This window comes from Arthrobacter sp. NPDC056727 (assembly GCF_042790555.1).
In the GTDB taxonomy this organism is placed as follows: Bacteria; Actinomycetota; Actinomycetes; order Actinomycetales; family Micrococcaceae; genus Arthrobacter.
Genome location: NZ_JBHTZA010000007.1, coordinates 1 through 26,342 on the forward strand (window position 1 = coordinate 1; position 26,342 = coordinate 26,342).

At 67.2% G+C, this 26,342-nt stretch carries 25 protein-coding genes; 9 read left to right on the top strand and 16 right to left on the bottom strand.

Translation table 11 applies throughout. The annotated features are described in order from the left end of the window. The first annotated feature begins 289 nt into the window (after positions 1-289). From ACFRAH_RS08665 to ACFRAH_RS08690, 6 genes are all read left to right on the top strand, one after another. Positions 290-958, top strand: a complete 669-nt coding sequence (locus ACFRAH_RS08665; protein ID WP_377990492.1) for a DUF5134 domain-containing protein — start codon at positions 290-292, stop codon at positions 956-958. A gap of 161 nt (positions 959-1,119) precedes the next feature. Further along, positions 1,120-2,625 (top strand): glyceraldehyde-3-phosphate dehydrogenase, encoded by a 1,506-nt coding sequence (locus tag ACFRAH_RS08670; protein ID WP_377990493.1) that lies wholly within the window; start codon positions 1,120-1,122, stop codon positions 2,623-2,625. Between the two features lie 8 nt (positions 2,626-2,633). Beyond that, positions 2,634-3,659, top strand: coding sequence for an ATP-dependent 6-phosphofructokinase (locus tag ACFRAH_RS08675; RefSeq protein ID WP_377990494.1), 1,026 nt, complete (start codon positions 2,634-2,636; stop codon positions 3,657-3,659). Positions 3,660-3,761: 102 nt separating this feature from the next. Next, positions 3,762-4,355, top strand: coding sequence for a histidine phosphatase family protein (locus ACFRAH_RS08680; RefSeq protein ID WP_377990495.1), 594 nt, complete (start codon positions 3,762-3,764; stop codon positions 4,353-4,355). A 124-nt stretch (positions 4,356-4,479) separates the two neighbouring features. Continuing rightward, positions 4,480-5,193: a hypothetical protein gene (locus tag ACFRAH_RS08685; RefSeq protein ID WP_377990496.1), complete on the top strand. Its 714-nt coding sequence runs from the start codon at positions 4,480-4,482 to the stop codon at positions 5,191-5,193. Between the two features lie 88 nt (positions 5,194-5,281). Beyond that, complete coding sequence (locus ACFRAH_RS08690) at positions 5,282-7,444, top strand: transglycosylase domain-containing protein (protein ID WP_377990497.1); 2,163 nt, start codon at positions 5,282-5,284, stop codon at positions 7,442-7,444. A gap of 41 nt (positions 7,445-7,485) precedes the next feature. On the opposite strand, the gene ACFRAH_RS08695 is transcribed toward ACFRAH_RS08690, so the two are convergent. From ACFRAH_RS08695 to ACFRAH_RS08750, 12 genes are all read right to left on the bottom strand, one after another. Beyond that, positions 7,486-8,217: an ANTAR domain-containing protein gene (locus ACFRAH_RS08695; protein ID WP_377990498.1), complete on the bottom strand. Its 732-nt coding sequence runs from the start codon at positions 8,215-8,217 to the stop codon at positions 7,486-7,488. A 29-nt stretch (positions 8,218-8,246) separates the two neighbouring features. Beyond that, a complete protein-coding gene (locus ACFRAH_RS08700; RefSeq protein WP_377990499.1) occupies positions 8,247-8,594 on the bottom strand; it encodes a hypothetical protein in 348 nt (115 codons plus the stop codon). A gap of 61 nt (positions 8,595-8,655) precedes the next feature. Then, entirely contained in the window at positions 8,656-9,441 is a 786-nt protein-coding gene (locus ACFRAH_RS08705; RefSeq protein ID WP_377990500.1) for a DeoR/GlpR family DNA-binding transcription regulator, read from the bottom strand. Between the two features lie 67 nt (positions 9,442-9,508). Continuing rightward, the gene (locus ACFRAH_RS08710; RefSeq protein ID WP_377990501.1) at positions 9,509-10,189 is read right to left on the bottom strand and encodes an SDR family NAD(P)-dependent oxidoreductase; all 681 of its coding nucleotides are present in this window, start codon (positions 10,187-10,189) and stop codon (positions 9,509-9,511) included. Beyond that, positions 10,186-11,475 carry an exo-alpha-sialidase gene (locus tag ACFRAH_RS08715; RefSeq protein ID WP_377990502.1) on the bottom strand — a complete coding sequence of 430 codons (1,290 nt, stop codon included), beginning with the start codon at positions 11,473-11,475 and terminating at the stop codon, positions 10,186-10,188. The genes ACFRAH_RS08710 and ACFRAH_RS08715 overlap by 4 nt, the downstream gene beginning before the upstream one ends. A gap of 4 nt (positions 11,476-11,479) precedes the next feature. Next, positions 11,480-12,256 carry an HpcH/HpaI aldolase/citrate lyase family protein gene (locus ACFRAH_RS08720; protein WP_377990503.1) on the bottom strand — a complete coding sequence of 259 codons (777 nt, stop codon included), beginning with the start codon at positions 12,254-12,256 and terminating at the stop codon, positions 11,480-11,482. Positions 12,257-12,304: 48 nt separating this feature from the next. After that, a complete protein-coding gene (locus ACFRAH_RS08725; protein ID WP_377990504.1) occupies positions 12,305-13,294 on the bottom strand; it encodes an aldo/keto reductase in 990 nt (329 codons plus the stop codon). Positions 13,295-13,354: 60 nt separating this feature from the next. After that, complete coding sequence (locus ACFRAH_RS08730) at positions 13,355-14,182, bottom strand: ATP-binding cassette domain-containing protein (protein WP_377990505.1); 828 nt, start codon at positions 14,180-14,182, stop codon at positions 13,355-13,357. Beyond that, positions 14,175-15,089, bottom strand: a complete 915-nt coding sequence (locus ACFRAH_RS08735; RefSeq protein WP_377990506.1) for an ABC transporter ATP-binding protein — start codon at positions 15,087-15,089, stop codon at positions 14,175-14,177. Before ACFRAH_RS08735 ends, ACFRAH_RS08730 begins: the two co-directional genes overlap by 8 nt. 1 nt (position 15,090) lies before the next feature. Beyond that, positions 15,091-15,996 (bottom strand): ABC transporter permease, encoded by a 906-nt coding sequence (locus tag ACFRAH_RS08740; protein WP_377990507.1) that lies wholly within the window; start codon positions 15,994-15,996, stop codon positions 15,091-15,093. Further along, the gene (locus ACFRAH_RS08745; RefSeq protein WP_354262938.1) at positions 15,993-16,928 is read right to left on the bottom strand and encodes an ABC transporter permease; all 936 of its coding nucleotides are present in this window, start codon (positions 16,926-16,928) and stop codon (positions 15,993-15,995) included. The genes ACFRAH_RS08740 and ACFRAH_RS08745 overlap by 4 nt, the downstream gene beginning before the upstream one ends. Positions 16,929-16,931: 3 nt before the next feature. Next, positions 16,932-18,506, bottom strand: coding sequence for an ABC transporter substrate-binding protein (locus ACFRAH_RS08750; RefSeq protein WP_377990508.1), 1,575 nt, complete (start codon positions 18,504-18,506; stop codon positions 16,932-16,934). 163 nt (positions 18,507-18,669) lie between these two features. Here ACFRAH_RS08750 and pdxA point away from each other — a divergent pair, with 163 nt between their 5' ends. Continuing rightward, a complete protein-coding gene (pdxA, locus tag ACFRAH_RS08755; protein ID WP_377990509.1) occupies positions 18,670-21,021 on the top strand; it encodes a 4-hydroxythreonine-4-phosphate dehydrogenase PdxA in 2,352 nt (783 codons plus the stop codon). 24 nt (positions 21,022-21,045) lie between these two features. On the opposite strand, the gene ACFRAH_RS08760 is transcribed toward pdxA, so the two are convergent. The 4 genes from ACFRAH_RS08760 to ACFRAH_RS08775 all read right to left on the bottom strand — a co-directional run bounded on the left by ACFRAH_RS08760 (position 21,046) and on the right by ACFRAH_RS08775 (position 24,752). Beyond that, on the bottom strand, positions 21,046-21,822 hold the full coding sequence (locus ACFRAH_RS08760) for an SDR family NAD(P)-dependent oxidoreductase (RefSeq protein WP_377990510.1): 777 nt from the start codon (positions 21,820-21,822) through the stop codon (positions 21,046-21,048). Between the two features lie 30 nt (positions 21,823-21,852). Further along, positions 21,853-23,235, bottom strand: coding sequence for an MFS transporter (locus tag ACFRAH_RS08765; protein ID WP_377990511.1), 1,383 nt, complete (start codon positions 23,233-23,235; stop codon positions 21,853-21,855). 110 nt (positions 23,236-23,345) lie between these two features. Beyond that, on the bottom strand, positions 23,346-24,368 hold the full coding sequence (locus tag ACFRAH_RS08770) for a PHP domain-containing protein (protein WP_377990512.1): 1,023 nt from the start codon (positions 24,366-24,368) through the stop codon (positions 23,346-23,348). A gap of 6 nt (positions 24,369-24,374) precedes the next feature. After that, complete coding sequence (locus ACFRAH_RS08775; RefSeq protein WP_377990513.1) at positions 24,375-24,752, bottom strand: VOC family protein; 378 nt, start codon at positions 24,750-24,752, stop codon at positions 24,375-24,377. 165 nt (positions 24,753-24,917) lie between these two features. On the opposite strand from ACFRAH_RS08775, the gene ACFRAH_RS08780 reads away from it, so the two are divergent. Both ACFRAH_RS08780 and ACFRAH_RS08785 read left to right on the top strand, forming a co-directional pair. Further along, a complete protein-coding gene (locus tag ACFRAH_RS08780; protein ID WP_377990514.1) occupies positions 24,918-25,535 on the top strand; it encodes a hypothetical protein in 618 nt (205 codons plus the stop codon). A gap of 44 nt (positions 25,536-25,579) precedes the next feature. After that, positions 25,580-26,047 carry an SRPBCC family protein gene (locus ACFRAH_RS08785; protein ID WP_377990515.1) on the top strand — a complete coding sequence of 156 codons (468 nt, stop codon included), beginning with the start codon at positions 25,580-25,582 and terminating at the stop codon, positions 26,045-26,047. The last annotated feature ends 295 nt before the right edge of the window (positions 26,048-26,342 follow it).

Consider the following 26,342-nt stretch of genomic DNA (forward strand, 5'->3'; position numbering starts at 1 on the left):
ACATCGGCTTCATGCTCGAACCCCACGGCTTCTTCAACCAAAACCCCACCCTCAACCTCCCCACCGAAACCCGCACCACCAACAGCGGCCACTGCTCCACCAGCAACGGACACTAAGCAAGGCCAGCCCTGAATAAGCGGTCCCCGATGCTGCCGGCACGGCGGCGTCGGGGACCGCAGCTTTTCCACCCCGAACTTCCCAAACTTCGGGCCCCGGTGCTGACGGCACCCGCACCGGGGCCCGAGCCAAACAACCCCAATCCAGACCAAACAGTAGGGCGTGATCGAACGTGTTCAATATCCCCGCACTTACCTGGACCCTCACCGCCGTCCTGCTGCTTGGCGGAAGCTACAACCTCCTGCAGGCGGCCCGGTCCCGGCACCTCACCGACCGGGTCAACAACAGCCTCCACGCCCTCATGAACGCACTCATGACCGCCATGCTCTGGAACCTGGGACCCTCCACCATGCTCGCCCAAATCGGCATCCTCGCCGGCGCCGCCCTCTGGTTCACCATCCAGGCCGTCGCCCGCCCGCAATTCAAACTCCTCTGCGCCGGCAGCCAAGGCAGACTCAAATGCGCCTACCACAGCCTCACCATGACCGGCGCCGCCACCATGATCGCCCTCATGACCACCCACACACCCACCAACGCAACACCCACCGCGGCAACCCAGGACATGGCAATGCCCATGCCGCACCACACCATGACAGCCGCCCACAACACAACCCACACCACCGCACCCACAGCAGCAACCGGCCTCGGCAACGCCCCGGCCATCCTGCTCACCCTCTTCTTCGCCGCCGCAGCAGCAACCTTCCTCATCCTCCTGCTCCGCCGCCGCACCACCACCACCCACCACCAGGCCACCAGCAAACACTCCACCCGCACCGAACACGGCCTCGAAGCCCTCGGCGCCGCCACCATGGCCCTCATGTTCGCCACCATGACCGCCTGACTGCCTGGCCTCATCACCTACCCAAAAGGGTCGTTTAAAACCATCCTGAATTAGCGTTTCCGCTACCCGCAAATGACGGGACCATGGAAGTCAAGCCCCTCTCCGGACCATCTCAGGAGCTAGAGCTCAACCAGACCACACCCTTTTGGAAAGGCAGTCCGATGCTACATACCTCAGATTCTTACCTCGATGCGTGGATGGGCCGGGAGGCCCTCGCCGAGGCTATGATTCCGGTGATCGGCCGGCTGTACCGTGAAAACAACGTGGTGACCAGCATCCACGGCCGGGCCTTGGTCAACAAATCCACCATGAGCATCCTGAAGGCGCACCGCTTTGCGCGCCGGATCAGCAAGGACGAGCTGCTCCTTGAGGAGACGGCGCCGCTGCTGAACACGCTGGCACAGCTGGACCTTGGTGCCGCTGCCATCGACATTGCCCGCCTGAACCAGAAGTTCAAGTCCGACGGCGGCGACCGGACATTGGAGGAATTCCTCCGCGCCGAGCTGGCTGAGGTGGTGGGCAAGCGGGGCGCGGACGGCCGCGCCAGCACCGACGTCGTGCTCTACGGCTTCGGCCGGATCGGACGGCTGGTGGCGCGGCTCCTGATCGAAAAGGCCGGGGGCGGCCACGGCCTGCGCCTGCGCGCCATCGTGGTCCGGCGCGGCTCGGACAACGACCTGACCAAGCGCGCCAGCCTGCTGCGCCGCGACTCGGTGCACGGCTCCTTCGAGGGAACCATCCGGGTGGACACCGAGGCCAACACCATCACGGCCAACGGCGTCCGGATCCAGGTCATCTACTCGGACAACCCCGCCACCATCGACTACACCGCCTACGGCATCAACAATGCCCTGGTGGTGGACAACACCGGCCGCTGGCGCGACGCCGACGGCCTGTCCCAGCACCTGCTGAGCAAGGGCGTGGCCAAGGTCCTGCTGACCGCGCCGGGCAAGGGCGACCTGAAGAACATCGTGCACGGCATCAACCACCGCGACATCACCGATTCGGACAAGATCGTGACGGCCGCATCCTGCACCACCAACGCCATCACCCCGGTGCTGCAGGCGCTGAACGACAAGTACGGTGTGATCCACGGCCACGTGGAAACCGTCCACTCGTTCACCAACGACCAGAACCTGATCGACAACTTCCACAAGGGCGACCGCCGCGGACGCTCCGCCGCGCTGAACATGGTGATCACCGAGACCGGCGCCGCCAAGGCCGTGGCCAAGGCACTGCCGGAACTGCAGGGCAAGCTCACCGGCAGCTCGATCCGCGTCCCCACCCCAGACGTGTCCATGGCCATCCTGAACCTGAACCTGGAACGCGGCACCACCAAGGACGAGGTCAACAACTATCTCCGGGAGATGGCGCTGCACTCGGACCTGCGCCAGCAGATCGACTACATCGATTCCCCCGAGGTGGTCTCCACCGACTTCGTGGGCTCCCGCCACGCGGGCATCGTTGACGGCCTCGCCACCATCTCCAATGACAAGAACCTGGTGCTCTACGTCTGGTACGACAACGAGTTCGGCTACAGCTGCCAGGTGGTCCGCGTCATGGAGGAAATGGCCGGTGTGAACCGGCCGTCGTTCCCCGCGGCGGATGTTGTTGAGGAGGCCATGTCGGTGCTTGCCGCCGTGGAATCCGCCGCACCCACGATTTGAGCCGGAACATGAAAATTGGAATCCTCACCAGCGGTGGCGACTGCCCCGGCCTGAATGCGGTTATCCGCGGGGCCGTCCTCAAGGGCATTGCCATCCACGGCCACGAATTCGTGGGGTTCCGTGACGGTTGGCGCGGTGTGGTGGAGGGTGACGTCGTCGACCTCCCTCGGACAATGGTCCGCGGTATTGCCAAGCAGGGCGGCACCATCCTTGGAACGTCGCGGACCAACCCGTTCGAGAACGGCGGCGGCCCGGACGTCATCAAGGCCCACATGGACCGGCTCGGGATCGACGCGATCATCGCCATCGGCGGCGAAGGAACGCTCGCGGCCGCCCAGCGGCTGACGGATGCCGGGCTGAAGATCGTCGGTGTTCCCAAGACCGTGGACAATGATCTCGACGCCACCGACTACACCTTCGGATTCGACACGGCCGTGCAGATCGCCACGGAAGCCATCGACCGGCTGCGCACCACCGGCGAGTCCCACCGCCGCTGCATGATCGCCGAAGTGATGGGCCGGCACGTCGGCTGGATCGCACTGCACGCCGGCATGGCTGCAGGCGCCCACGCCATCCTGATTCCGGAGCAGAAGGTCAGTGTCGTGCAGATCGCCCAGTGGGTGAAGGAAGCCCATGCCCGCGGGCGCGCGCCGCTGGTGGTGGTTGCCGAAGGCTTCATGCCGGAGCACATGGAGACCCCGCACTCCGAGCGCGGTCTGGACACCTTCGGCCGGCCCCGCCTCGGCGGGATCGCCGACCAGCTGGCCCCGGAAATTGAGGCCCGCACCGGCATCGAAACCCGCGCCACCATCCTGGGCCACATCCAGCGCGGCGGCGTCCCGTCCGCCTTCGACCGCGTCCTGGCCACCCGCCTGGGCATGGCCGCGATCCACTTGGTGGTGGAGGGCCTCTGGGGCACCATGGTTGCCCAGAAGGGAACCGACATTGAACACGTCGGTTTCCAGGAGGCCCTGGGCAAGCTGAAGACGGTCCCGCAGAAACGCTATGACGAAGCCGCGGTCCTCTTCGGGTGACTCCCTCCCCCACTCCCGAGTTTTTGTACAGATAATGGGCGCAAAACGGCCGCGAACGCCCATTATCTGTACAAAAACTCCATCGGGACCGGATGCTTCACAATGGAAGGCATGACCCTCACGACTTTCGCCCTCATCCGCCACGGCCAGACAGACTGGAATGCGCAGCGCCGGCTGCAGGGATCCAGCGACATCCCGCTGAACGACGTCGGCCGCGGCCAGGCGCGTGACGCCGTCGCCGTCCTGTCCGGGCAGGAATGGGACACGGTTGTCTCCTCACCGCTGAGCCGCGCGGCGGAAACCGCCGAACTGATCGCCGCAGGGCTCGGGCTCACGGTGGCCCGCCACGTGCCGGAGCTCACCGAGCGCGGGTTCGGACCCGCCGAGGGCCTGCAGGCAGGCCCTGAACTGGAGGCACTGCGCATTCCCGGCGGCTTTCGGGGCGCGGAGAGCGACGACGAAGCGGGCTCCCGGGGCCTGGCCGCCCTGGAGTCGCTGGCCGAGGAGTTCCGCGGGCGCCGGGTGTTGGTCGTGGCGCACGGCACGCTCCTCCGCCTGGCCCTCGGCCGTGCGATCGGCAGCACCCTGGACAGCATCGACAATGCCGTGCTCAACCTGGCCCACCACCACGCCGTCGACGGCTGGCAGCTCGAATACTTCAACGGCGAACGGGTGGTGGAGGCCGTCCACAGCTAACGAAAGTTGGTGCCGCCCCTGTCCCCGGCGGCCTGACAGGACTACCTTTTTCCTATCAACCGGGCAGGCAACAGGTGCTCCGGGAAGCATAAGGGTTTCTACTCAACGAGGAGTGGGACGGGCGATGAAGGCAAGAACCATAGTTTTGGGGATCGTTATCCTGGTGCTGGTGGCTGGCGGGGCGGCATTTTTTTACTTCAACAACTTGAGAAGCAGGGCTGCTGACTACAACCCGCAGATCAAGCCGGCGGAGTTCACGACGAAAATCACGAACAAGTACTTCGCGCTTCCGGTCGGCAAGAAGATGACGTACGGGGCCGGGGACAACAGGATCGAGATTGAGATCCTAGCCGAGACGCGGGTCATCGGGGGCGTCGAAACAGTCATCTATCTGGACAAGGAATTCAAGAACGGGCAGCTGGTCGAGGAGACCAGGGACTACCTGGCGCAGCACAAGAACGGCGATGTGTGGTACTTCGGCGAGGACGTGAACAACTTCAAGGACGGGCAGCTGCAGGATCATTCCGGCAGCTTCATCCACGGCCAGGACGGGGCGAAGGCCGGCATTTGGATGAAGGCCGAACAGCGCGTGGGGGACACGTACCGGCAGGAGTATTACCTGGGCCACGCGGAGGACATGCGGGACACCATCGCCACCGGACAAACCGTCACAACGAAGATGGGCACCTACACGGACTGCGTCAAGGTGGACGACTGGACGCCGCTGGAGTTCAACTCGCGGGAGCACAAGTACTACTGCCCCGAGGTGAGCTCGCTGGTCCTTGTTGAGGAACCAAGCGGGGCGCGGTCCGAGCTCACGAACATCAACATGCCCTGAGCTGCTTTCACCGGAGACGCAGCTCTGGCCCGGCCGTTGCGCGAAGGGTATTCTGGAAACACGCTTTTTTGGGGTGTGAACCGCAGGGATGGTACGCAAAAGCCTGGTATCGCGATCGCACACGGCCCTGGCAAGGTTGCTCGGGTTCGTGGTCCTCAGCTGCGTCTGCGGCGCCCTGGTTGCCGCCTATTTTGTTCCGCAGCTTGCCGCCGCCGGCGCTGCCGTGAGCGGCTCGATGAACTTTTACAACGGCCTCCCGTCCGACCTGGCGGTGCGGCCCCCGGCACAAACCACCAGGATCCTGACCTCGGACGGAAAGCTGATCGCCTCGTTCTACGAAGAGAACCGGGTCAGGGTTCCGCTGAACAGGATGTCCCGGTACATCAAGGACGCCGTGGTGGCGATCGAGGACAGCCGCTTCTACGAACACAGCGGCGTCGACCCCCTGAGTGTTCTCCGGGCGCTGGTGAGCAACGTCTCCGGCGGTAACCGGCAAGGGGCCTCCACGCTGACCCAGCAGTACGTCACCAACGTGGCCAATGAAGCCAAAATCACCTCCGGGCGCGAGGATGAGGTGGTCCTCAGCGGGGAGAAGACCGTTGGCGACAAGGTGCGGGAAATGAAGCTCGCCATCGAGCTCGAGAAGAAATTCACCAAGGACCAGATCCTCGAGGGCTACCTCAACATCGTCTTCTTCAACCGCAGTGCCTACGGCATCGAAGCCGCGGCGCAGCACTTCTACAGCGTTCCGGCGAGCAGGCTCACCCTCCCCCAAGCCGCATTGCTGGCGGGGCTCGTCAACAGCCCCAGCCTCTACGACCCCGTAACGAACCCTGAAAACTCGCTCAAGCGGCGCAACCTGGTCCTCGACGCCATGCTGGCGCAGGAAAAGATCACCCAGAAGCAGCATGACACCGCCGCCGCCACCGGCGTCGGCCTGAAAGTCCGTGCCTCGAAACAGGGCTGCGCCGCCGCAGCCATCGCCCCGTACTTCTGCGACTACGTGTCCCACCTGATCCTCAACAACCCGGCTTACGGCGCAAACACCCAAGCCCGGGAACAGAGGCTGTTCCGGGGCGGCCTCACCATCACCACCACCCTGGACAGCCGGCTGCAGGCGGCGGCCCAGGCCCAGGTTGACTCCACCGCCGGCGCCAACCCCGGCAAGTGGGGAGCGTCGCTGGTGACCCTGCAGCCCGGCACCGGCAAAATCCTGTCGATGGCGCAAAACACGGTGTTCCTCCCGCAACCCGGGAAGTTCGACACCCAACTGAACTTCAACGTGGACGCCAAGGACGGCAATGGCAGCGACCTTAACGGTGCGGGCGGATTCCAGCCGGGATCCACCATGAAGCCGTTCACCTTCGCCGAATGGCTGCACCAGGGACGGAAAATCACCGAGGTCGTGGACGCCACGCGGAGGGAGTACCCGCTGGGCTTCCGTTGGCGGGACTCGTGCGCCAAGGTGGTGGGCGGCTACAGCAGCAGGCAGCGGGCTGCCGGCCTTGAAGCTGCCGACGATCTGCAGAACGCCTCGGACGGCTACTACCGCAGGATGCCCGCCAACTATGGGCTGTACAACTCCATCAACACGGCCACCTTCGCCGAGGTTGCCCAGCTGGACATCTGCGGCATCCAAAAAATGGTGGACACCCTGGGCCTGCACAGCGGGCTGGACGGGGCCGGGATCAACATGCACCAGCTGGGCAACGTGCTTGGCGGAACTGCCGTCTCGCCGCTGGTCATGGCGACCGCCTTCGCCACCTTCGCCGCCGACGGCCGCTACTGCGCACCGTTTGCCATCCAGCGCGTTACCGACTCCACCGGACGGGCGCTGTCCAGCCAGCAGCCGGCCTGCCGGACCGCCGTGGAGCCGAATATTGCCCGCGGTGTGAACTCCGTGCTGCAGGACGTGCTCAAGAAGGGTTCAGGCGTTTACATCAATCCCAAGGTCCAGAGCAAGGTCCCCGTGGCGGCCAAGACCGGCACCAACAACAGCAACGGTGCCACCTGGGTGCTGGGCTACACCAGCGGCATCGCCACCGCATCCTTCTTCGGGGACGCCCTGAACGGCCAGAAACGGCCGGGCCGGAACATCACCATCAACGGCACGCACTACGACCGCATCGACGGCTACATGATCGCCGGACCGCAGTGGGCCAAGTACATGCTCAAGGTGGCCCCACTGTATCCGGCCAAGCCGTTCCCCAAGCCTCCGGCGTCCATGATCGGCAACGGACCGCCCAGGTAGCGCGCGGCGACCTGTTGAAGGGGTTGGTGTGGTTGGAAGCCCTATTGGAAATGCGTCTCGACGTCTGATGCCGAAAGCCTGCCCAGGAGTTCCACGGCCACGTCGCGCAGCTTCTGGTTCCGGTTACTGGAGACTTTGGCCAGGATGTCCATCGCTTCCTTCTGCGAACACCTGTTCTGCGCCATGATCACCCCGCAGGCGACGTCTATCGCCGTCCGGCTCTGCATGGCGGCCTCAAGGTTCTGCGCCCGGGACTGGGCTGCTCCGAGCCGGACGGACAGGTGCAGGGTGCGGCTGGCCAGCTCTCCGAATCCGACTGCCCTGTCGAAGAGTTCGGCCGAGAAAATGCCCGGCGACGGGGCGAAGAAGTTCAACGCTGCACTGGCCCCCTCCCCGATGTCCAGGGGGATGCCCAGGGTGGAGTACACACCGTGTTCGGCGAGCCGCTTCTGGTACTCCGGCCACCGATCGTCCGTGTCGACGTCGGCGAGCAGTTCAGGGGCCATGGTGAACAGTGCCCGGATGCAGGGGCCGTCCCCGACGCGCTGTTCGATGAGGTCCAGCTCCACTGCCCGGGGGCTGCTGCCGGCCACGGTGGCGGTGTGCCGCTGCCGCTTCAGTGTCACGGCGCATTCAATGCCGGTTCCTGCCAGTCCGGTGAGGGTGGCTGCTGAGAATCGGGCCAGCCCGTCAAGGAAGGCGTCAACACTTTCCGCCCCGATCAGGATGTCCTGCAGCTGCAGGACGGCCGAACCTTCGTTCGCTTCAGTCATTCCACAATGCTAGACGCCGGCAGGCCATTTCAGGCTGCCTGCGGGGCTCCAAAGAGTTCGGCGGCAAGGCGCAGCAGGCGCTCCGGGATGCTGGTGTCTTTGCCCTGCGCGTCGCGGCCGAGGATGACTGCCGGGCCGCGGGCGGCGCCTGCCAGATCGAGGCCGCAGTCATGCATGAGCTGGGCGGCGCGGAGGTTCGGCGGCAGATTCCCCGAGGTTCCCTCGGCGTTGAGATAAAGGTGCCAGTCGCCCCGGGCGACGGACTCGAGGTCGCCGCCGAGCAGGTCCTTCAGGCCGTCTGCCCCTTCGACGGGAACGGTGCGGAGAGGCTCGCCCAGGCGGGCCGGGACAATGAGGGCAATATAGGTAGCGTTCATTTTGGGTCATTGTTAATAACAAATTCAGGCATAACGGTGTTCCCCATGCCTTGGCAAGGCCCTATGCCGACGCCTGCTCCGCTGCCTGGACCAGCTGCACCTGGACGCCGGTCCCCCTGAACAGCGCAACCTGGGCCGGATCTGCGCCGGAGTCCGTCACCAGGGTCCACGGCAGGCCGAGTTTCGCCCAGGCGTGGAACGGCCTCTTCCCAAGCTTGCTCGAATCGGCCAGAACATAGACTGCGGCGCCGCGCCGGGCCATGAGTTCCTTGAGCCTGGTCTGCGCGTGGTCCGCCTCGCAGAGCCCGTCGTCGGCCGTGACGGCGTCGGCGCCCAGGAACACGCGGTCGAAGCTCATGCGTTCCAGGGCCGCCTCGGCCAGGGGACCGACGAAGGTCTGGCTCACGCCCCGGAGCCGGCCGCCAAGGCAGTCCACCTGGATCCCTGGTGAATCGGCCAGCTCCTGCAGCGTGTTGATCCCGGGGGTGGTTACCGACAGGCTTTCCCGGCCGCGCAGGGCGTGTGCCAGGGCACCGACCGTGGAGCCGCCGTCGAGCAGGATGTTTTCGCCGTCCTTCACCTCGGCAGCAGCCCAGGCCGCGATGGCGTGCTTCTGCTCGTACGCCTCGCCGGTCCGCTGCCGCAGGGACGGTTCGGGGTGCGCGCCCAGCGCCACCGCGCCGCCATAGGTCCGCGCCAGCTTCCCTTCTTCGTTCAGGTGGGCCAGATCCCGCCGGATGGTGGAGGCGGTGACCCGAAAATGCCGCGACAGCTCCTCGACAGACGCCAGCCCCGTGGTGACGGCGAGGTGGTAGATCTCTTCGCGCCTGGCTTTGGCGGTGGTCATCTGTGGCTCTCCTTTTGCTGTCACCATCGTAGGGGGCGTGCGGCTGCGCGCCTCACAGGGAGGCGCCTCACAACGAGGCGCCGCCGCAGATCACGTAGTTCTGCCCGGTAATGGACTTTCCGTGCGGCCCCAGCAGGAAGCCGGCGAGCGCGGCGACGTCCTCGGGATCCACCAGCCGGCCCAGCGCCGGCAGCTTCGGCGGCGTGGCCGCCCGCCCCGGATCGGCCAGCATGGGGGTGTCCGTGGGCCCCGGCGAGAGCACGTTCACCGTGATGCCGCGCGGAGCAAGCTCCTGCGCCCAGGTCCGGCCCATGCCCATCAACGCCGCCTTCGTGGCCGCGTACTGGCTCTTGCCCGCCGCGCCCGTGGAGGTCCGGCTGCCAATCAGCAGCACCCGGCCGCCGTCCGGCATCCGCGGGACCACTTCATTGGCCAGCGCGCTGGCTGCCCCCACGTGCACGGCGAACATGCCGGCGAGCGCCTCCGGATCCAGCTCGCCCAGCAGCGCGGTGCGCTGGTACCCGGCGGCGTGCACCAGCGCGTCCGCCGGTTCCACTGCCGCAACAGTTTCCGCCAGCGACGCCGGATCGGACAGGTCAGCCTGCAGCCACCGGAACCCGGGGCCAAGCGAGGTCTCGCTGCGGCTCAGCCCGGTGACTGTCCAGCTGTCAGCCAGCAGCCTTTCAGCGATCGCCTTGCCGATCCCGGAGCTGCAGCCCGTGACAACCGCGTGGCGGGAACCAGTCACTGCCCGCCGCCGCCTTCAGTGCCGCCGGCTTCGTCCCCTCCGGGCGTGGTGCTTCCCTCGTAGGCCCACTGCGGGTCCACGCGGACGAACTTGATGGCCTGCCGGAAGTAGGTGTAGGCGATGTTCAGCGCGCCGTCCGGGCCCTGGTGGATGGACGGGTAGGAGTACTCCCTGTTCAGGCCGTCGCGGGAGTTGTTGGAGAGGCAGTAGCCGTCCCCCACGTCCAGGTTGCGCCGGATGGGCCAGCTGCGCCCGGAATCCTCGGAGATGGCCAGCGTCATGGGCGAGCGCGGCGTCCCCCAGAAGGCGCGCCGGCCGCCGTTGTCAATGCCGACGCCGGCAGAGAGGTCGGGTTCGGTGACCTGGCCCTGTTCGGCGGCCAGGCCGTCGTCGTCGATTTCGTCGTAGAGCGAGAGCCGCCGCTCGGTGTTCGCCTCCGCCCGGCTGTGGTTGTAGACGAGGGCCAGGCGGCCGTCGGCGAGCGCCGTGAACTGGATGGAGGAGTTGTTGTTCGGCAGCTCGGTGGGGACGGGCTCGCTCCAGGTGGTGCCGTCGTCGGCGGACCGGGATTCGTAGATCGAATCGGCCCAGCGGCTGCGGAACAGCGCCAGCAGCGAGCCGTCGGCAACGGGCTGGATGTTCATGTGGACGCAACCCAGGCTGCCGGGCAGGATCTGCTCGCTCCAGGTGGCCCCGCCGTCGTCGGAAATCATGACGGCGCTGTCGTCGCTGTTGCCCACCCACTTCTCCCCTGGAGTGGTGATGCAGCGGAAGATTGGGATGATCAGGCGGCCGGACGGCAGCAGCACCGGCAGCTGGCGGACGAACACACCGCCCGTCTCGTTGGCGGGGAAGAGCGTTTCCACCGGTCCCCACGTGCGGCCGCCGTCCGTGGAAGTACGACGGCGGACCTCGGCTGTGTCCTGGTTGCCCGCCTTCTGCGCGGTGTACAGGAGCCAGAGGGAACTGCCCTCTCCGGCAATGCCGGGCGCCGTGAAAAGGATCGGGTTCTGCTCCGAGCGCGTGGAGTCATCCGACAGCTGCTGCGCCGGCGACCACTGGCTGCTGCCCGGCTCCAGGGTGGAGAACCAGATGGAGATGTCCGGCACGCCTTCCTGGGTGCCGCCGAACCACACGCAGCCGAGGCGGCCGTCCGGGAGGGTCAGGAGGTTGGCGGCATGGCTTTGCACAGTGGGTGCAGGGAGGTACGCGAAGTCGGCGCCGTCCGCGCGCTTCAGGGCGCCGTCGGGGGTGATGGTGCTGTAGCCGGCATTGGTGGTCTGCATGGCCTTACCCCTCCGCCTTTGCCGCAGCCAGGTGCGCCTTGGCGGCCAGCTCCAGGTGGGTCAGGTCCGACGCGACGGTGGTGAACGTGTAGCCCTGGTTCAGCCGCTGGGCGGCGATCTCCCCCGCTGCGGTGTGGATGCCGGCGGCGATGCCCGCGGACGCGGCCGCCTCGGCGACGGTTTCCAGTGCCGCGTTGAATTCGGACTCGACGGCGGGGTCGCCCGGGAAGGCGCCGCCGACAGCGATGGCAAGGTCCGACGGGCCCACGTAGATGCCGTCCAGGCCCGGCGTCGCGCAGATCTCCTTGACGTTGGCCAGCCCCTCGGGCGTCTCGATCATGGCGAAGACGAGGGTGGCCGCGTTGGATTCGGCCGGGACGGGGCCGATCCGCAGGGCCGACCGCATGGGCCCGTAGGACCGGCCGCCCATAGGCGGGTACTTAGCCGCCGCCACGGCCGCGGCGGCGTCCGCGGCGTTGTTGATCAGCGGCACAATAACGCCGACGGCGCCGGCGTCAAGCGCCTTGCCGATCGCGGTGAAGTCATTGGCCTCCACCCGGACCATGCCCACGGCGGTGTGCCCGGCGTCGATGGCCATCAGACCGTTCAGCACGCCCGAGTAGCCGAGCAGCCCGTGCTGCGCGTCGAGGGCCACGTAGTCGTAGCCGAGCCGGCTGATGCGTTCCGTTGCAACGGGCGCGTCCAGCACCGCCCAGTAGCCGACGGCCTGCTCGCGGGCGCGGATCTTGCGGGCGAATTCAATGGCCAGGTCCGATGTCATCTTTATCTTCTACCTTCAGTTCGTGGGTGGTCTTGGCGTTTGCAGGCGTCAGCGGTTGTAGGCCGGCATGGGTCCGCGGAGCCCGGAGCCGACGGCGTCACAGGCGGCGGTGACGTCTTCGGGCAGCGGTCCCTCGGCCACTGCCGCAATGTTGGCGCGCAGCTGCTCCACCTTGGAGCCGCCCAGCAGCATCGAGCCGACGCCCTCCCGGTAGGCGAGCCAGCGCAGCGAGAGTTCGGCGAGGGTAAGGCCCGCCCCCTTGGCGATGCCGGCCAGAGCGGTGACGGCTTCAAACAGCTGTTTGTCCCAGTAGCGCTGGGTGTACATGGCGGCCAGCTTGGAATCGCCGAAGCGCCCCTCCGACGGCTTTGACCCGAAGCTGTGCTTGCCGGTGAGCAGGCCGCCGCCCAGCGGGTTGTAGACCATGGTGTGGACGTTGTGGGTGGCGGCGAATTCGAGGTATTCCTCCTCCACCCGCCGGGCCACGAGGTTGTAGAGCTGCTGCGCCACCACGGGGCGGGGTGCGCCCACCTCGCGGGCCACGTGGATCACGTCGGCGATCTGCCAGGCGGCGAAGTTGGAGACACCGAGCGCCCCGATCTTCCCCTCTTCAGCCAGCTCGGCCACCGTGCGCAGGGTGTCCTGCAGCGGGGTCGCGCGGTCGGGCTGGTGCAGGTAGAACAGGTCGATGCTGTCCACTTCGAGCCGGCGCAGGCTGCCCTCCACGCTGTTGCGCAGCCCTTGCGGGGACAGCGGCGAATGCTGGCCGTGGTTCGGGTGCGGCATGCCGGCCTTGGTGGCGAGGATGACCTCGTCCCGGCGTCCCTTGAGGAGTCGGGCGAGTATTTCCTCCGTCACTCCGCCCACGTAGGCGTTGGCGGTGTCGATGGTGGTGATGCCGGCATCGAGCGCCTCGTCCACCATGCGCGCGGCGGTGGCCTCGTGAGCGGTGTCGCCGAACGTCATGGTGCCCAGGACCAGCCGCGAGATGGGGAGCTTCAGTCCTTCCACCGGGTTTCCTTCTGGCTGCTTGCTCATGCGTTGATTCTCCGTGGGTTGCAGTATCGGTTGGATTCGGGGCGGGTTGAGGGAGCCGGATCAGGCGCCTTTCAGCGCCAGCGACCGGACAACGTGCCGCGGTTTCAGGCCGCGCATGGTGGACGGGTCCAGCGCGGCGCGGCGGAGCCTGCGGGTGTAGTCCTCCTTCGGCGCGGTCAGCACGGATGCAGTGCTGCCGCACTCGACGAGCTTGCCGCGCTGCATGACCATGACGCTATCGCTGATCTCCTGCACCACGCCAAGGTTGTGCGAGATGAACACGTAGGTGATGCCCGTTTCATCCTGGATGGACTTCAGCAGCCGCAGCACCTGCGCCTGGACGGACACGTCCAGCGCGCTCGTTGCTTCGTCGCAGACCAACAGTTCCGGCTTGGAGGCGAGCGCGCGGGCAATGCCGATGCGCTGCCGCTGCCCGCCGGAGAACTCGGCAGGGTGGCGGTCCAGCGACTTGGCCGGCAGGCCCACCTGGTCGATCAGCTTCGCAGCTACCTTGTGCCGCTCGGCCTTGGACCGGACGCCCTGCAGCTTCAGCGGCTCGGCCACGATCTCCTGGGCGGTGAGGTGCGGGTCCAGGGAGCCGTACGGATCCTGGAAGACCATCTGGAACTTGGAGCGCAGCGGCCGCAGCTTGGCTTCGCTGAGCGCGGCCAGGTCTGTGCCGTCCAGTTCGATCCGGCCGCTGGCCGGCGTCACCAGCCGCATCAGCGCCTTGGCGATCGTGGACTTGCCGCAGCCGGATTCGCCGACGACGGCGATCGTCTTGCCTTTGTCCACCGAGAAGGAGACGTCATCCACGGCACGGAACGTTCCGCCCGGCACGTGGTAGTCCACCACAAGGTTCTCGACGGAGAGGAACGGCTTACTCATGGCTGGCTCCGGTGTTGGTCAGGGCGGCTGTGGACTGTGAAGGGTCGACGGCGGGGGTTTCGTCCCAGGCACCCAGGACCGGCACCGCGGCCAGCAGGCTGCGGGTGTACTCGGTGGCCGGGTGCTCCACGATCTGCTGAACCTCGCCGGACTCAACAAAGGAGCCGTCCTTCATTACGTGGATGCGGTCCGAGATGAGGCGGGCCACGCCGAGGTCGTGCGTGATCATCAGGATGCCGATGCCGCGCTGCTCCTGAAGCTCCAGCAGGAGGTCCAGGATGCCGGCCTGCACCGTGACGTCCAGCGCCGAGGTGGGTTCGTCGGCCACCAGGAGCTGTGGTTCGCTCGCCAGGGCGATGGCGATCAGCACGCGCTGGAGCATGCCGCCGGAGAGCTGGTGCGGGTACTTCTTCAGCTGCACCTCCGGCGTCGGGATGTGGACCTGCTCCAGCAGCCGGATGGCGCGGGCCCGGACGGCGTCCTTGTCCTTGGAAGCGGCGCCGGCGATCCGGATGGCCTCCGACAGCTGGCTTCCGATGGAGTGCACGGGGCTCAGCGCGGTCATCGGGTCCTGCGGGATGAGCGCGAGGGTACGTCCGCGGACCTTGTCGATGGCCTTGGGCTCGGCCACCACGTCCACGCCGTCGATGAGCACCGTGCCGGAAAGCACCGCCAGGTCGTCCGGGAGCAGGCGGAGGATGCCCATCGCCGTCGTCGATTTGCCGGAACCGGACTCACCGATAATGGTGACCGTTTCGCCGCGGTGGATGCTGAAGTTCACCGAATCCACGGCCCGGATGATGCCGGCGTCAGTGATCAGCTCCACCTGGAAGTCGCGGACCTCGAGCAGGGCCTGCTCCTTGTGGTCCGCGGCGCTGTGGCCGGTGGTGGCGGTTCGTGCATTCATGTCAGGCACCCTTCTTCTTGCGGCGGGGACGGTCGCGGAGGCCGTCGCCCAGCAGGTTCACGCCCACCACCATCAGCACGATCACCAGGCCGGGCAGGGTGACCATCCACCAGGAGGTGGTGATGTAGTCCTGGCCGTCGGAGATGATGCGTCCCCAGGTGGCGAACGGCCGCTGGGGGCCGGCGCCGAGGAAGCTGAGCGCGCTTTCGAGCAGGACGGCCTGGGCCAGGAGCAGCAGCACCACGAGGGTTGCCTGCTTGATGACGTTCGGGATGATGTGCTGGATCAGGATCTGGATGCGGTGCAGGCCCAGGATGCGCGCCGCGGAAACATACGGTTTTTCGCGTTCCACCAGCACCATGGACCTGGTCAGCCTGGCCACTTCCGGCCATTGGGCAATGGCGATGACGAACGTGATCACGGGGATGGACGGGCCGAAGAGCGCCACCACCAGGAGCAGCATCATGAGCAGCGGCAGGGACATCTGGGCTTCGAGGAGGCGGGAGACCACCGTGTCCACCCAGCCGCCGAAGTAGCCGGCGGCGGCACCGAGGATGATGCCGATGGCGCCGGAGACCACCACGGCCAGGATGCCGATGGTCAGCGAGACCTGGCCGCCGTGGAGGACCCGGGAGAGCAGGTCGCGGCCCAGCTGGTCGGTGCCGAACAGGTGGCCGTCCACCAGCGGGGCGAGCCGGCGGGCGGAGAGGTCCTGGTGGTTGGCGTCCGGCAGCGGAAGCACCTGGGCCAGCAGGATGGGGATGATGACTAGCAGCGTGCAGACGGCGCCGATGCGCAGTTTCCACTTGGCGGCGTTGCGGCGGCGGGTGGCGCCGGCCTTCGCGACGAGTTCCTTGGTGACGGCGCTCGGGGACGGGGTTCGTGTTGCGGTGTCGCTGAGGCTCATGCTGCTGCCGCCTTTCCAAGACGAACGCGGGGATCAAGAAGCGGGTAGGCGAGGTCGATGACGAGCTGGACGGCCACCGCCAGCAGGGAGGTCAGCAGGACGGTTGCCTGGATGAGGGGATAGTCGCGGGTCTCGAGGGCCCGGACAATGAGGGAGCCGACGCCGGGCCAGGCGAACACGACTTCCACCACCACCACGCCGTTCAGCATGGCCGCGAAGCGGGTGCCCAGGGCGGTGAACACCGGAATGGCGGAGTTGCCCATGGCATAGCGCCAGGTCAGCGCCGGGCTGCCCACTCCCCTGGACCGCGCCACGGTCAGGTACGGGGCCGCGAAGTTGGCGGTCATCTCACGCCGCACCATACGGGAGATCAGCGCGATCTGCAGGATGGCGATGGTGACGGTGGGGAGGACCAGCCCGCCCCAGGTGGCGAAGCCCGAGGCCGGGAACAGCGGGATCAGGACGGCGAAGCCGGTGAGGAGCATGATGCCCGTCCAGAAGTCCGGCATGGACTGCCCGGCAATGGTGAGGACGTTGACGCCGAGTTCCCGGTTGGTGTCCGGGCGGCGGGCCATCCACACGCCCAGCGGGATGGCGATCACGGCGGTGAGGAGGATGGCAGCGGTGGCAAGGGTGAGCGTGTACGGCATCCGTTCGGCCACCACCTGCATGGCCGGCGCCTGGAACGAGTAGGACGTGCCGAGGTTGCCGGTGAACAGCTGCTGCAGGAAGATCCAGTACTGCTCCAGCACCGGCCGGTCCAGGCCGAACTGTTCGCGGACCTTGGCCAGCTGCTCCGTGGTGGCCAGCGGGCCGGCGTAGGACACGGCCGGATCACCGGGTGCCAAACGGATCAGGACGAAGACCGTGGAGACCGTCAGGAACACGGTCAGCAGGCCTTGGCCCAGCCGCTTGAGGATGTACGTGGTCATGACTCAGGCCTCCAGCCGGACGTCAACAAGGGGGTAGGAGTTGGTGGGCGCCAGCGCCAGGCCTGCCACGCGCTTCTGGTGGGCCAGCACGGACTTCGGCACGAAGGCCCAGGCACACGGCCAGGTATCCCAGATGGCCTTCTGCGCGGTGGCGAGCAGCTGCTCCCGGCGGACCGGGTCCACCTCGGAGGAGGCGGCCTGGATCTTGGCCTGCACGTCCGGGACCACGTAGCCCTGGTAGGTGTCGCGGGTCTTTTCCTTCTCCGCGGTTCCGGCGTACATGCCCTGCATCATGGTGATGGCCAGGCCGGTGGGGCTGCTGAAGCCGTTGCCCAGCAGGTCCCAGTCGCCCTGCTTGCCCTGGCGCCAGGCCAGGATGTTGCCGCCGGGCTCGAACTGCTGCAGCTGGGTTTTCACCCCGATGTTGCCGAACATCTCCACGAGCGCCTCCATCACGGAGGTGTCGGAGGCGAACTCGCCGGTTTCCCAAATGATCTTGAGGTTCAGGTCGGTGACACCCAGGCTCTTCAGAGTGGCCTTGGCCTTGTCCGGGTCAAAGGTGTAGTTGCCGGCCTTGGCGAAGCCGGTGAGGCTGGAAGGCACCACGCCTTCGGCCTCGCTGACCGAATCGACCAGGACATCCTTGACCAGGGACTCGCCGTCGACCGCCCAGCTGAGGGCCTGGCGGACCCGGACGTCGGACAGCGGGTGGCTGGCGGGCTTGCGGAAGTTGTAGAAGATCTGGTTCAGGCGGAGGCTGGACGCCTCAGCCAGGACGACGCCGGGAAGTCCGGCCAGCTGTTCGCGGGAGTCGGGCGTGATGGAGTCAATGACGTCCACCTCGCCGCTGCGCAGGGCAATGACGCGGCTGGATTCCTCCGGCAGGAAGCGGACCTCGACGTTGTCCACCTTGGGGGCGGGGCCCCAGTAGTTCTCGTTGCGCTTGAGGCTGTAGGTGCCGGCACCGCGGTTGAACTTGGTCACGACGTACGGCCCGGTGCCCACACCTTCCTGCAGCTCCTCCGGCTTGTTCTTGGCTGCCGGGCTGATCAGGATCATGCTCATGAGGGAGTCGAGGATGGGGATGGGGTTCTTGGATTCCATCCGGAACGTCCGGTCATCCACCGGGACAACGGTGGGGAATTCGGGGAAGAACCCGGCAACGAAGGAACCCTCCACCTGCTGGTACATCTTCAGCGCCGTAGCCACGTCCTCGATCTGCAGCGGCGTGCCGTCGGAGTACTTGACGCCTTCGCGCAGCCGCACGGTCCATACCGTGGGGGAGGTCATTTCAAAACGGTCCGCGAGGACCAGGACCGGCTTGGTTTCGGGGCCGATGGCCGTCAGTCCCTGGCGCACGGAGCGCTGGACGGTGACGGCGGCGTCGAACTGGTTGAGCTTGTTGTCCAGGCTCACGAGGGACCTGTTGAGGGCCAGCGTCAGGGTGCTGGGTCCCGGCAGGCCTGTGGGGCCGGCACACCCGGCCAGGGAGCCTGTGCCCAGGAGAAATCCGGCGGCTGCGCCGAACTGCAGGAGGCGGCGCCGTGAGATCTCACTTCCTTGAGGAAGAACGGTCATCGTTGACCTCTCGGTTGATTGGGACGGCTGGCGGCCGGATGGCCTGCGCCGTGTTACATGGATCACTCTGCCACCTCTGCGCGAAATGCGCAACTGATCTAGCGCATTCCGCGCAGTCATGCCAGAATGGAGCCACCTGATCCATAGACGAAGGGAGGACAACGTGGCTGCAGTCCTTATCCAGGCCGATGACTTTTCCGGCGCAGCAGAAGTGGGGCAATGCTTTGCAACCCAGGGGCTGGACACATGCCTCCTCCTGTCCGCCCCCGAGGAAGGCACTGCCACTGGCAGCGGCGCCGAAGTCGTGGTGGTCGATACGCATTCGCGGGCCGTGGCTCCGGAGTCCGCCGCAGCGGCTGCGGCAGCCGTCTTCGGCAGCCCCGCCGCACACGGCGCGACCGTCCTGTTCAAGAAAATCGATTCGCTGTGGCGGGGCAATATTGGCCCGGAACTCGCAGCACTTTCGGCCCTGGGGCACCACGTTGTGGTGGCCGGCGCACTCCCCCAGCTGAACCGGGCCGTCGTGGGCGGCCGGCCCTTTGCCGGCGGCGTCCGGCTGGACAGCACGGACCTGTGGCGGGCAGAGGCGGAAGCGCCGCCCGCGGAAATTGCGCAGCTGCTGGGCTCCGCCCCGGTGCAGCTTGTGGACCTGGCCACGGTACGGGCCGGCGGCCTGCCGGCCGTCCTCGGCGCCGCCTTTTCCGGAACGCCATCCAGCGCCGCTCCCGCCACCGTGATCGTCGACGGCGAGACTCCGGCTGATCTGGAGAAGGCCGCCGACGCGCTGCTGGACCTGGACTTCAGGGCCGGCGGACGGCGCATCGTGCTTGCCGGGACCGGCGGCATGGCCCTGCTGCTGGCGGCGAAACTGGTCTTTACTGCTGCGCGAAACGCGCAACCCTCGGCGCCTCAGGGCCTGGCGCCCGCGGCGGGCGCACCCCGGCCGGTGCTGGCCGCCGTCGGCTCCGCCTCGGTAAAGGCCGCGGCGCAGCTGCGGAACCTGGAGGCCGCCGGCTTCACCACCCTGGGCATCGCACCCGCCGAACTGCAGCGTCCCGAAGATTTCCGCCCGAGGCTCGCGGAAGCGCGGCAGCTCCTGGCGGCCGGCGAGCCAACAGCCCTGACGGTCAGCGCCGACGTCGTCAATCCGCAGGAGTCCGGCAGGATCGTGCGGAACCTGGCGCAACTGGCTGCCGGCGCGGCAGCGGGTCCGGCGGCGTCCGGTCCCGAGGCAGCGGACCTGATCCTCACCGGGGGCGAAACCGCCCGCGAGGTAATAGACGCCCTCGGCATCCGATCGCTGACCCCGCTGGCGTCCGTGCAGCACGGCGCCGTGGTCAGCCTTTCCGACGACGGACGGCTGGTGGGCACTAAGCCCGGCAGCTTCGGCGACAACGACGCGCTCGTCCAGCTTTACTCCGCCATCAAAGACCTCCGGTCATCCAACAGCGTTTCCCATCCCTCCCACACATCTGGAGCTCCAATGACATCAGCAGTGAACGCAACCGAACAGGACACCCGGCCCTTCATCGCCGTGACCATGGGTGACGGCGCCGGCGTCGGCCCCGAGGTGACCGTGGGCGCCCTTCTCGACGGAAACGCCTACCGCGCCTGCCGCCCCGTGGTGGTCGGCGACGTCCACCGGCTGCAGCTCGGCGCCAAAGCGCTGGGCGTGGAAGCCAACATCGTGGAGGTGGCGACGGTGGGCGAGGCGGTCTTCGAGGCCGGCCGGATCAACGTGATCGATCCCAAGCTGTTGTCCGCCGACCTGGCCTGGGGCCAGGAGTCCGCCGAGGCCGGCAATGCGGCCTACCACTACATCCGCATCGCCTGCGAGCTGGGCATGAGCGGCCAGGTCCAGGGCATCTGCACGGCACCGCTGAACAAGGCGGCGCTGCACAAGGCCGGGCACATCTACCCCGGCCACACCGAGCTGCTCGCGCACTTCATGGGCATCGAGGAAGTGTCCATGATGCTGTCCACGCCCAAGGTCAAGGTCATCCACGTCACCACGCACATCGGCCTCATCGACGCCATCAACAGGATCGAGCCGGGCCTGGTGGAGCGGACGGTGCGCCGCGGCCACAGCGCCATGCAGCGCGCCGGCATTGCCAACCCGAAGATCGGCGTGTGCGCCATCAACCCGCACGCCGGCGAGAACGGCCTGTTCGGCTACGGCGAGGAAGCGGAGAAAATCACCCCGGCCATCGAGAAGTTGCAGGCCGACGGCATCGACGCGGTCGGCCCGCTCCCGGCCGACACCGCGTTCTTCCTGGCGGGCCGTGGCGACTACGACCTGATCGTGGCCATGTACCACGACCAGGGCCACGGACCGGTCAAGGTCCTCGGCATCGAGGCCGGCGTCAACATCACGGTGGGCCTGCCCGTCATCCGCACATCAGTGGACCACGGCACAGCGTTCGACATCGCGGGCAAGGGCATCGTGGACGTGCGCAGCATGATCGAGGCGCTGCGCCAGGCGGCGGAGATGTCGCCCAGTCCCGCGGCAGCCTGAGCACTACCGCGGCAGCGGTGCCAGTCAGGAAATCTGCAGGCCGCCGTTGATGTCGTACGTCGCGGCCGTGATGTAGCCGGCGTCCTCCCCCATCAGGAACGCCATCAGGGCGGCGATGTCGCGGACCGTGCCCACGCGGCCCACGAGGATGTCCCTGGACATGTCCGCCTTGCGTTCCTCGGTCAGGGTGCCGCCCATGATGTCGGTGTCCACGGGACCGGGGGCGATGCAGTTGACGGTGATGTTGTGCTGGCCCATCTCCCGCGCGAGCGCCCGGGTGAAACCGATAATGGCTGCCTTCGAGGAGCTGTACGCCACCTTGGAGTAGGTGCCGCCGCCGCGCTGCGCGGAGATGGAGGACACGCTGACCACGCGGCCGAGCCTGCGTTCGATCATACCGCGGAGCACGCGCTGGGTGACCAGGAACGTGCCGGTCATGTTGATCCGGAAGACCCGCTCCCAGGCCTCAAGGGTCTCGTCCATGAACTCCGTGGGCGAGCTGATGCCGGCGAGGTTCGCGAGCGCCACGATGGGGGGCATGTTGGCCTCCACCTCGTCGATGGCGGCGTTCACGGTGGCTTGGTCCGAGACGTCGGCGCCCACGCCCCTGGCCAGCACGCCGTACACGGACGAAATGTCCTCCGCCGCGCGCCTGGCCGCGTCGCCGTCGATGTCGAGGATGGCCACCGACCAGCCCTCGCTGGCGAGCATTTCCGCCGTCGCCCGGCCAATGCCCCGCGCGGAAGCGGCCCCGGTCAGCACCGCGGTGCGTTCGGCCGGGAACGTGTCGTGGTGCGTCATATCTGTGATCCCCTCTGGTGCGTGGTGCGTCTAGTACTTGCTGTCGCCGAACTCGTCGGCTGCCACCGCTTCTTCACCCACCGCAGCGTGCGTGCCCGGCTTCACGTGGCCTTCCGGACGCCTGCGGGCGTAGAGGTAGGTGGCGACGGCGGTGACAGCCAGGCAGGCGGCAAGGAAGACCAGGCCGGACCGGTTGTCGCCGGTCGCATCGTTGAGCACGCCCACGATGTACGGCGCCACGAAGCCGCCGAGGTTGCCCAGTGAATTCACCATGGCCAGGCCGGCCGCGGCCGCGGCTCCCACCAGTGCCGTGGACGGCATGGCCAGGAACGGAGCGATGGCGGAGTAGATGCCCATGGCCGCCAGCGTCAGGGCGATCATGGCAAGGATGGCGTTGACCTGCACCAGGCTGCCGGCAGCCACCAGCCCGACGGCGGCCATCACCATGCTGATGCTGGCGTGCAGCACGCGGTTGCCGGTGCGGTCGGAGCGCCTGCCCCAGTAGTAAACGAACACCGCGGCGATGGTGTACGGGATGGCGACGATGAAGCCCACCTGGGTGGTGCTGAACTTGCCCAGCGCGGCGACGATGGTGGGCATCCACAGGCCCAAGCCGTAGATTCCGCAGACCAGCCCGAAGTAGAGCGCCGAGTAGGCGATGGTGCGGGGGTCCTTGAGGCCGGCGAGGAAGTGGTGCGGCTGGCCCTTCTGCTTGTGGGCGAGTTCCTCGTCCATGGTCCGGGTGAGCCAGTCCCGCTCGTCCGCGGCGAGCCAGTGCGCGTGGCTTGGCTTGTCCGTCATGAGGAGCGGAGTGAGCAGGCCAAGGAGGATGGCCGGCACGCCTTCGATGATGTACAGCCACTGCCACCCGTGCAGGCCGGCGATGCCTTCCATTTGGAGCAGGAGGCCGGAAACCGGAGCGCCGAGTGCGTTGGAGACGGGCTGGGCGAGGATGAAGATGCCCAGCACCAGCACGCGCTGCGGGGCGGGGAACCACAGGGTCAGGTAGAAGAGGATGGCCGGGAAGAAGCCTGCCTCGGCCGCGCCGAGCAGGAAGCGGATCACGTAGAAGGTGGTTTCGCCGTTCACGAGCGCCATGGCCGTGGCGAAGATGCCCCAGGAGATCAGGATGCGGGCGATCCATTTCCGGGCACCGAACCTGTACATGCCGGCGTTGCTTGGGATTTCCAGCAGCGCGTAGCCGATGAAGAACATGCCCGCACCGAGGCCGTAGGCTGCGGCACTCAGGCCGATGTCCTCGCTCATGGTCAGCTTGGCGAAGCCCACGTTGTTGCGGTCCAGGTAGGCGACGAAGTACAGCAGCACGATGAGGGGCATGAGGCGGCCGCGCACTTTTCTAAGGGTCCGGTGGCCCAGTTCGTCGAGATGGTTCGCTGGATTCGTAGCGCTCATGGTGCACCTCGCAAGGAGAAACGTATCCGCCCGGGTTCCGCGACGGAACAATTAAGGTGTACCACTCCATCAATTGATAGTCATTATGCTTACCAAATTCTTGAGGAACGTCAGTTTCTGCTGTTCAGCCACTCGAGGAGACGGTCCAGCGGCCACGTGGTGATGATCCGCTCGGCCGGAACGCCGTTGCGTTCGGCCCGCTCGGCACCGTACTGCAGGAAGTCAAGCTGCCCCGGGGCGTGGGCGTCGCTGTCGATGCTGAACAGGCAGCCGGACTCGAGCGCCAGCTGTATCAGGTTGTCCGGCGGGTCCTGCCGCTCCGGCCGGGAGTTGATTTCGACGGCGACATTGGCCTCCGCGCAGGCGGCAAAGACCCGCTCGGCGTCGAATTCGGACTCGGGCCGGGTCCCGCGGGATCCCTGCATCAGGCGGCCGGTGCAGTGGCCCAGTACATTGGTGTGCGGGTCGCTGATGCCGCCGAGCATCCTCTCCGTCATGGTGCGCCGGTCCGAGCGGAGCTTGGAGTGCACGCTGGCCACCACCACGTCCAGCCGGTTCAGCATCTCCGGTGTCTGGTCCAGCTCGCCGTTTTCCAGGATGTCCACTTCGATGCCGGACAGCAGCCGGAAGTTCCCGCCCGCGCCGCCGTTCAGCCCGGCCACCACGTCCAGCTGTTCGCTGAGCCGCCCGGCACTGAGCCCGTTGGCGATCTTGAGGTTCGGCGAATGGTCCGTCAGGGCGAGGTATTCGCGGCCCAGCGAGCGGGCGGCATCGGCCATCAGCTCCGGAGGGGAGCCGCCGTCGGACCAGTCGCTGTGGCTGTGCAGGTCGCCGCGGAGCAGCGGGCGCAGCCCGTCTCCCCCGGCGGCAAGTGGCTTGGCGCCGCCCTCGCGCAGCTTTTCCAGATAGTCAGGCACGGCGCCGTCCACGGCCTGCCGGATGACGTTGAAGGTGGTGTCCCCGATTCCCTTCGTCCGCTTGAGCCGGCCGTCGCGGGCCCGCTCCGCCACATCGTCCGGCGCCAGTCCGCCGATGACCCCGGCCGCCTTCCGGAACGCCTGGACCTTGAAGGTGGGCGCGGCGCTGCGCTCAAGCCAGAACGCAATCTCATTCAGGGCATCAGCGGCGTCCATGCAGTGCTAGTCCTGATGCAGCTGGATGAAGTTGCCGCAGCCGTCGTCGAACACAGCGGAGACCCCGGACGGGTCCTCGGCGGGCTCGCCCCGGAACTGGACGCCGGCGGCGGACAGCCGCTCGTACTCACCCTGCACGTCCGGCGAGCCAAAGACGATGGCGGGGATACCGGCGTCGTACAGTCCCTTGCTGTACGCAGACGCGATCGGGTTGTCGCTGGGCTCCAGCAGCAGTCCCACGCTGCCGGCCGCTCCCGGGTCCTTGACGATGAAAAGGTTGTGCTCGGGCATGGCCATGAGCGTGTCGAAGCCGAGGGTCTCCGTGTAAAAGGAGTGCGCCGCGGCCGGGTCCTGGACGTGGATGCTGCACATTTTGAGTCGCATGGCGCCTACGCTACGCCGCACGGCCGCCGGTGCAAACCGCCCGTCCGCCCACTGGGCAGGTTCATCCATAGAGCAGCTCCGCCCATTGACCGGGGAGCCCGCAGGGGCTGCAATTTAAGTGCAGCCCGAATTGCCGGGCAGCGCCCGTCCTTGGGAGGTGCAGTGGTGCCCGCAGTTTCCGAAGCCGCCCCCTTGGGGCTGCTGCAGCTGGTCCTCTGGAGCGCGGTGCTGGTGTCCGCCGTCGCCTGCACTGTTTTTGTGGTGCGGCACCATCTAAAGACGTCCGACGGCGCCAGCCCGGACCTGCTGTTCTGGGACCTTTTCGGCGGCGCCGTGGTGATTGCCCCGGCCCTGCTCATCCCCGCGGTGGCCTCACCGCCGGCGGGCCTGGCCCTGGCCGCCGTGGCAGGGGTGAGCGGCATAGCCGCCTACCGCAGCAGCCCCGCTGTGCTCTCCTGGTACGAGAGCCGGCGGCGCCGGCGGGCGGAGGTCCCGCTGAGCCGGGCGGCCGCCGTCGTGCATGGAGAGATCGTGGGCCGCTGGGCGCAGTACGAACTGGACCCCGCGCTGGCTATCAGCTACCCGGATTTGGCCGACGTCCGGAGGCCGGAAACCGCCGCTTTTGTGAAAGTGCTGCGGGAGGCCGAGACCCTGAAAGCCCTCGCTGATCCCGGATATCCGCACGCCGTTGCACGTCTGGGCGAGGCCCTGCACCGTGCGGAAACGGCAGCGGGAGTCCCGGCGGGTCTGCCGCCGGCACCGCCGGCGGGGCAAAACGCCTGATCAGACGCATTCGGACTGTCTGTCACCGGCCCTAGGATGGGGCCATGTCAACGTACTCAGTCACGCGCAGCACAGTCATCCCCGCGCCCGCCAAGGACGTGTTTCCGCTGGTCAACGACTTCCGTGAATGGCCCAAGTGGTCGCCGTGGGAGACCCTGGACCCGGACATGAAGCGGACCTACTCCGGTGCGGAATCCGGTGTCGGCGCCAAGTATGCCTGGAGCGGCAACCGTAAAGCCGGCGCCGGGAACATGGAGATCACCGAATCGCGGGAACCGGAAGTCATCCGGATCCGGCTGGAGTTCACCAAGCCGTTCCCCGGCGTGAACCCCACCACCTTCACCTTCGAACCGGAGGGCGGCGGCACCCGCGTCACCTGGAGCATGGCAGGCGAACACAAAGGCATCGGCAAGCTGTTCGGCCTGTTCATGAACCTGGACAAGATGGTGGGCGGTGACTACGAGAAGGGCCTGGCCGCGCTGGCGTCCGTCGTTGCCAGCGGCAAGGCCTAGTCCGCACCTCAGCGGGTCCGGGTGCTTTGCCGGCGACACCGAGCTGCCCGACCAGGTGGACACCGACCAACACGCCGGCCTGCTCTCGCAGCTCGGCATCAACCCCGCAGAACTGCTGGGCAAGCTGCCCGGAGGGCTGGGGGACAAGCTCGGCGGCCTCGGGCTGTAGCAGGCTGCAGCGCTGAAAAGGCGGGTTCCGCACGGAACCCGCCTTTTTTGTGGGCGCCGGCGGTGGCTTATCGTCTAAACAGGGAACCGACCCGCTCAGGGCACCGACCAACGGAGGGGCAGGACG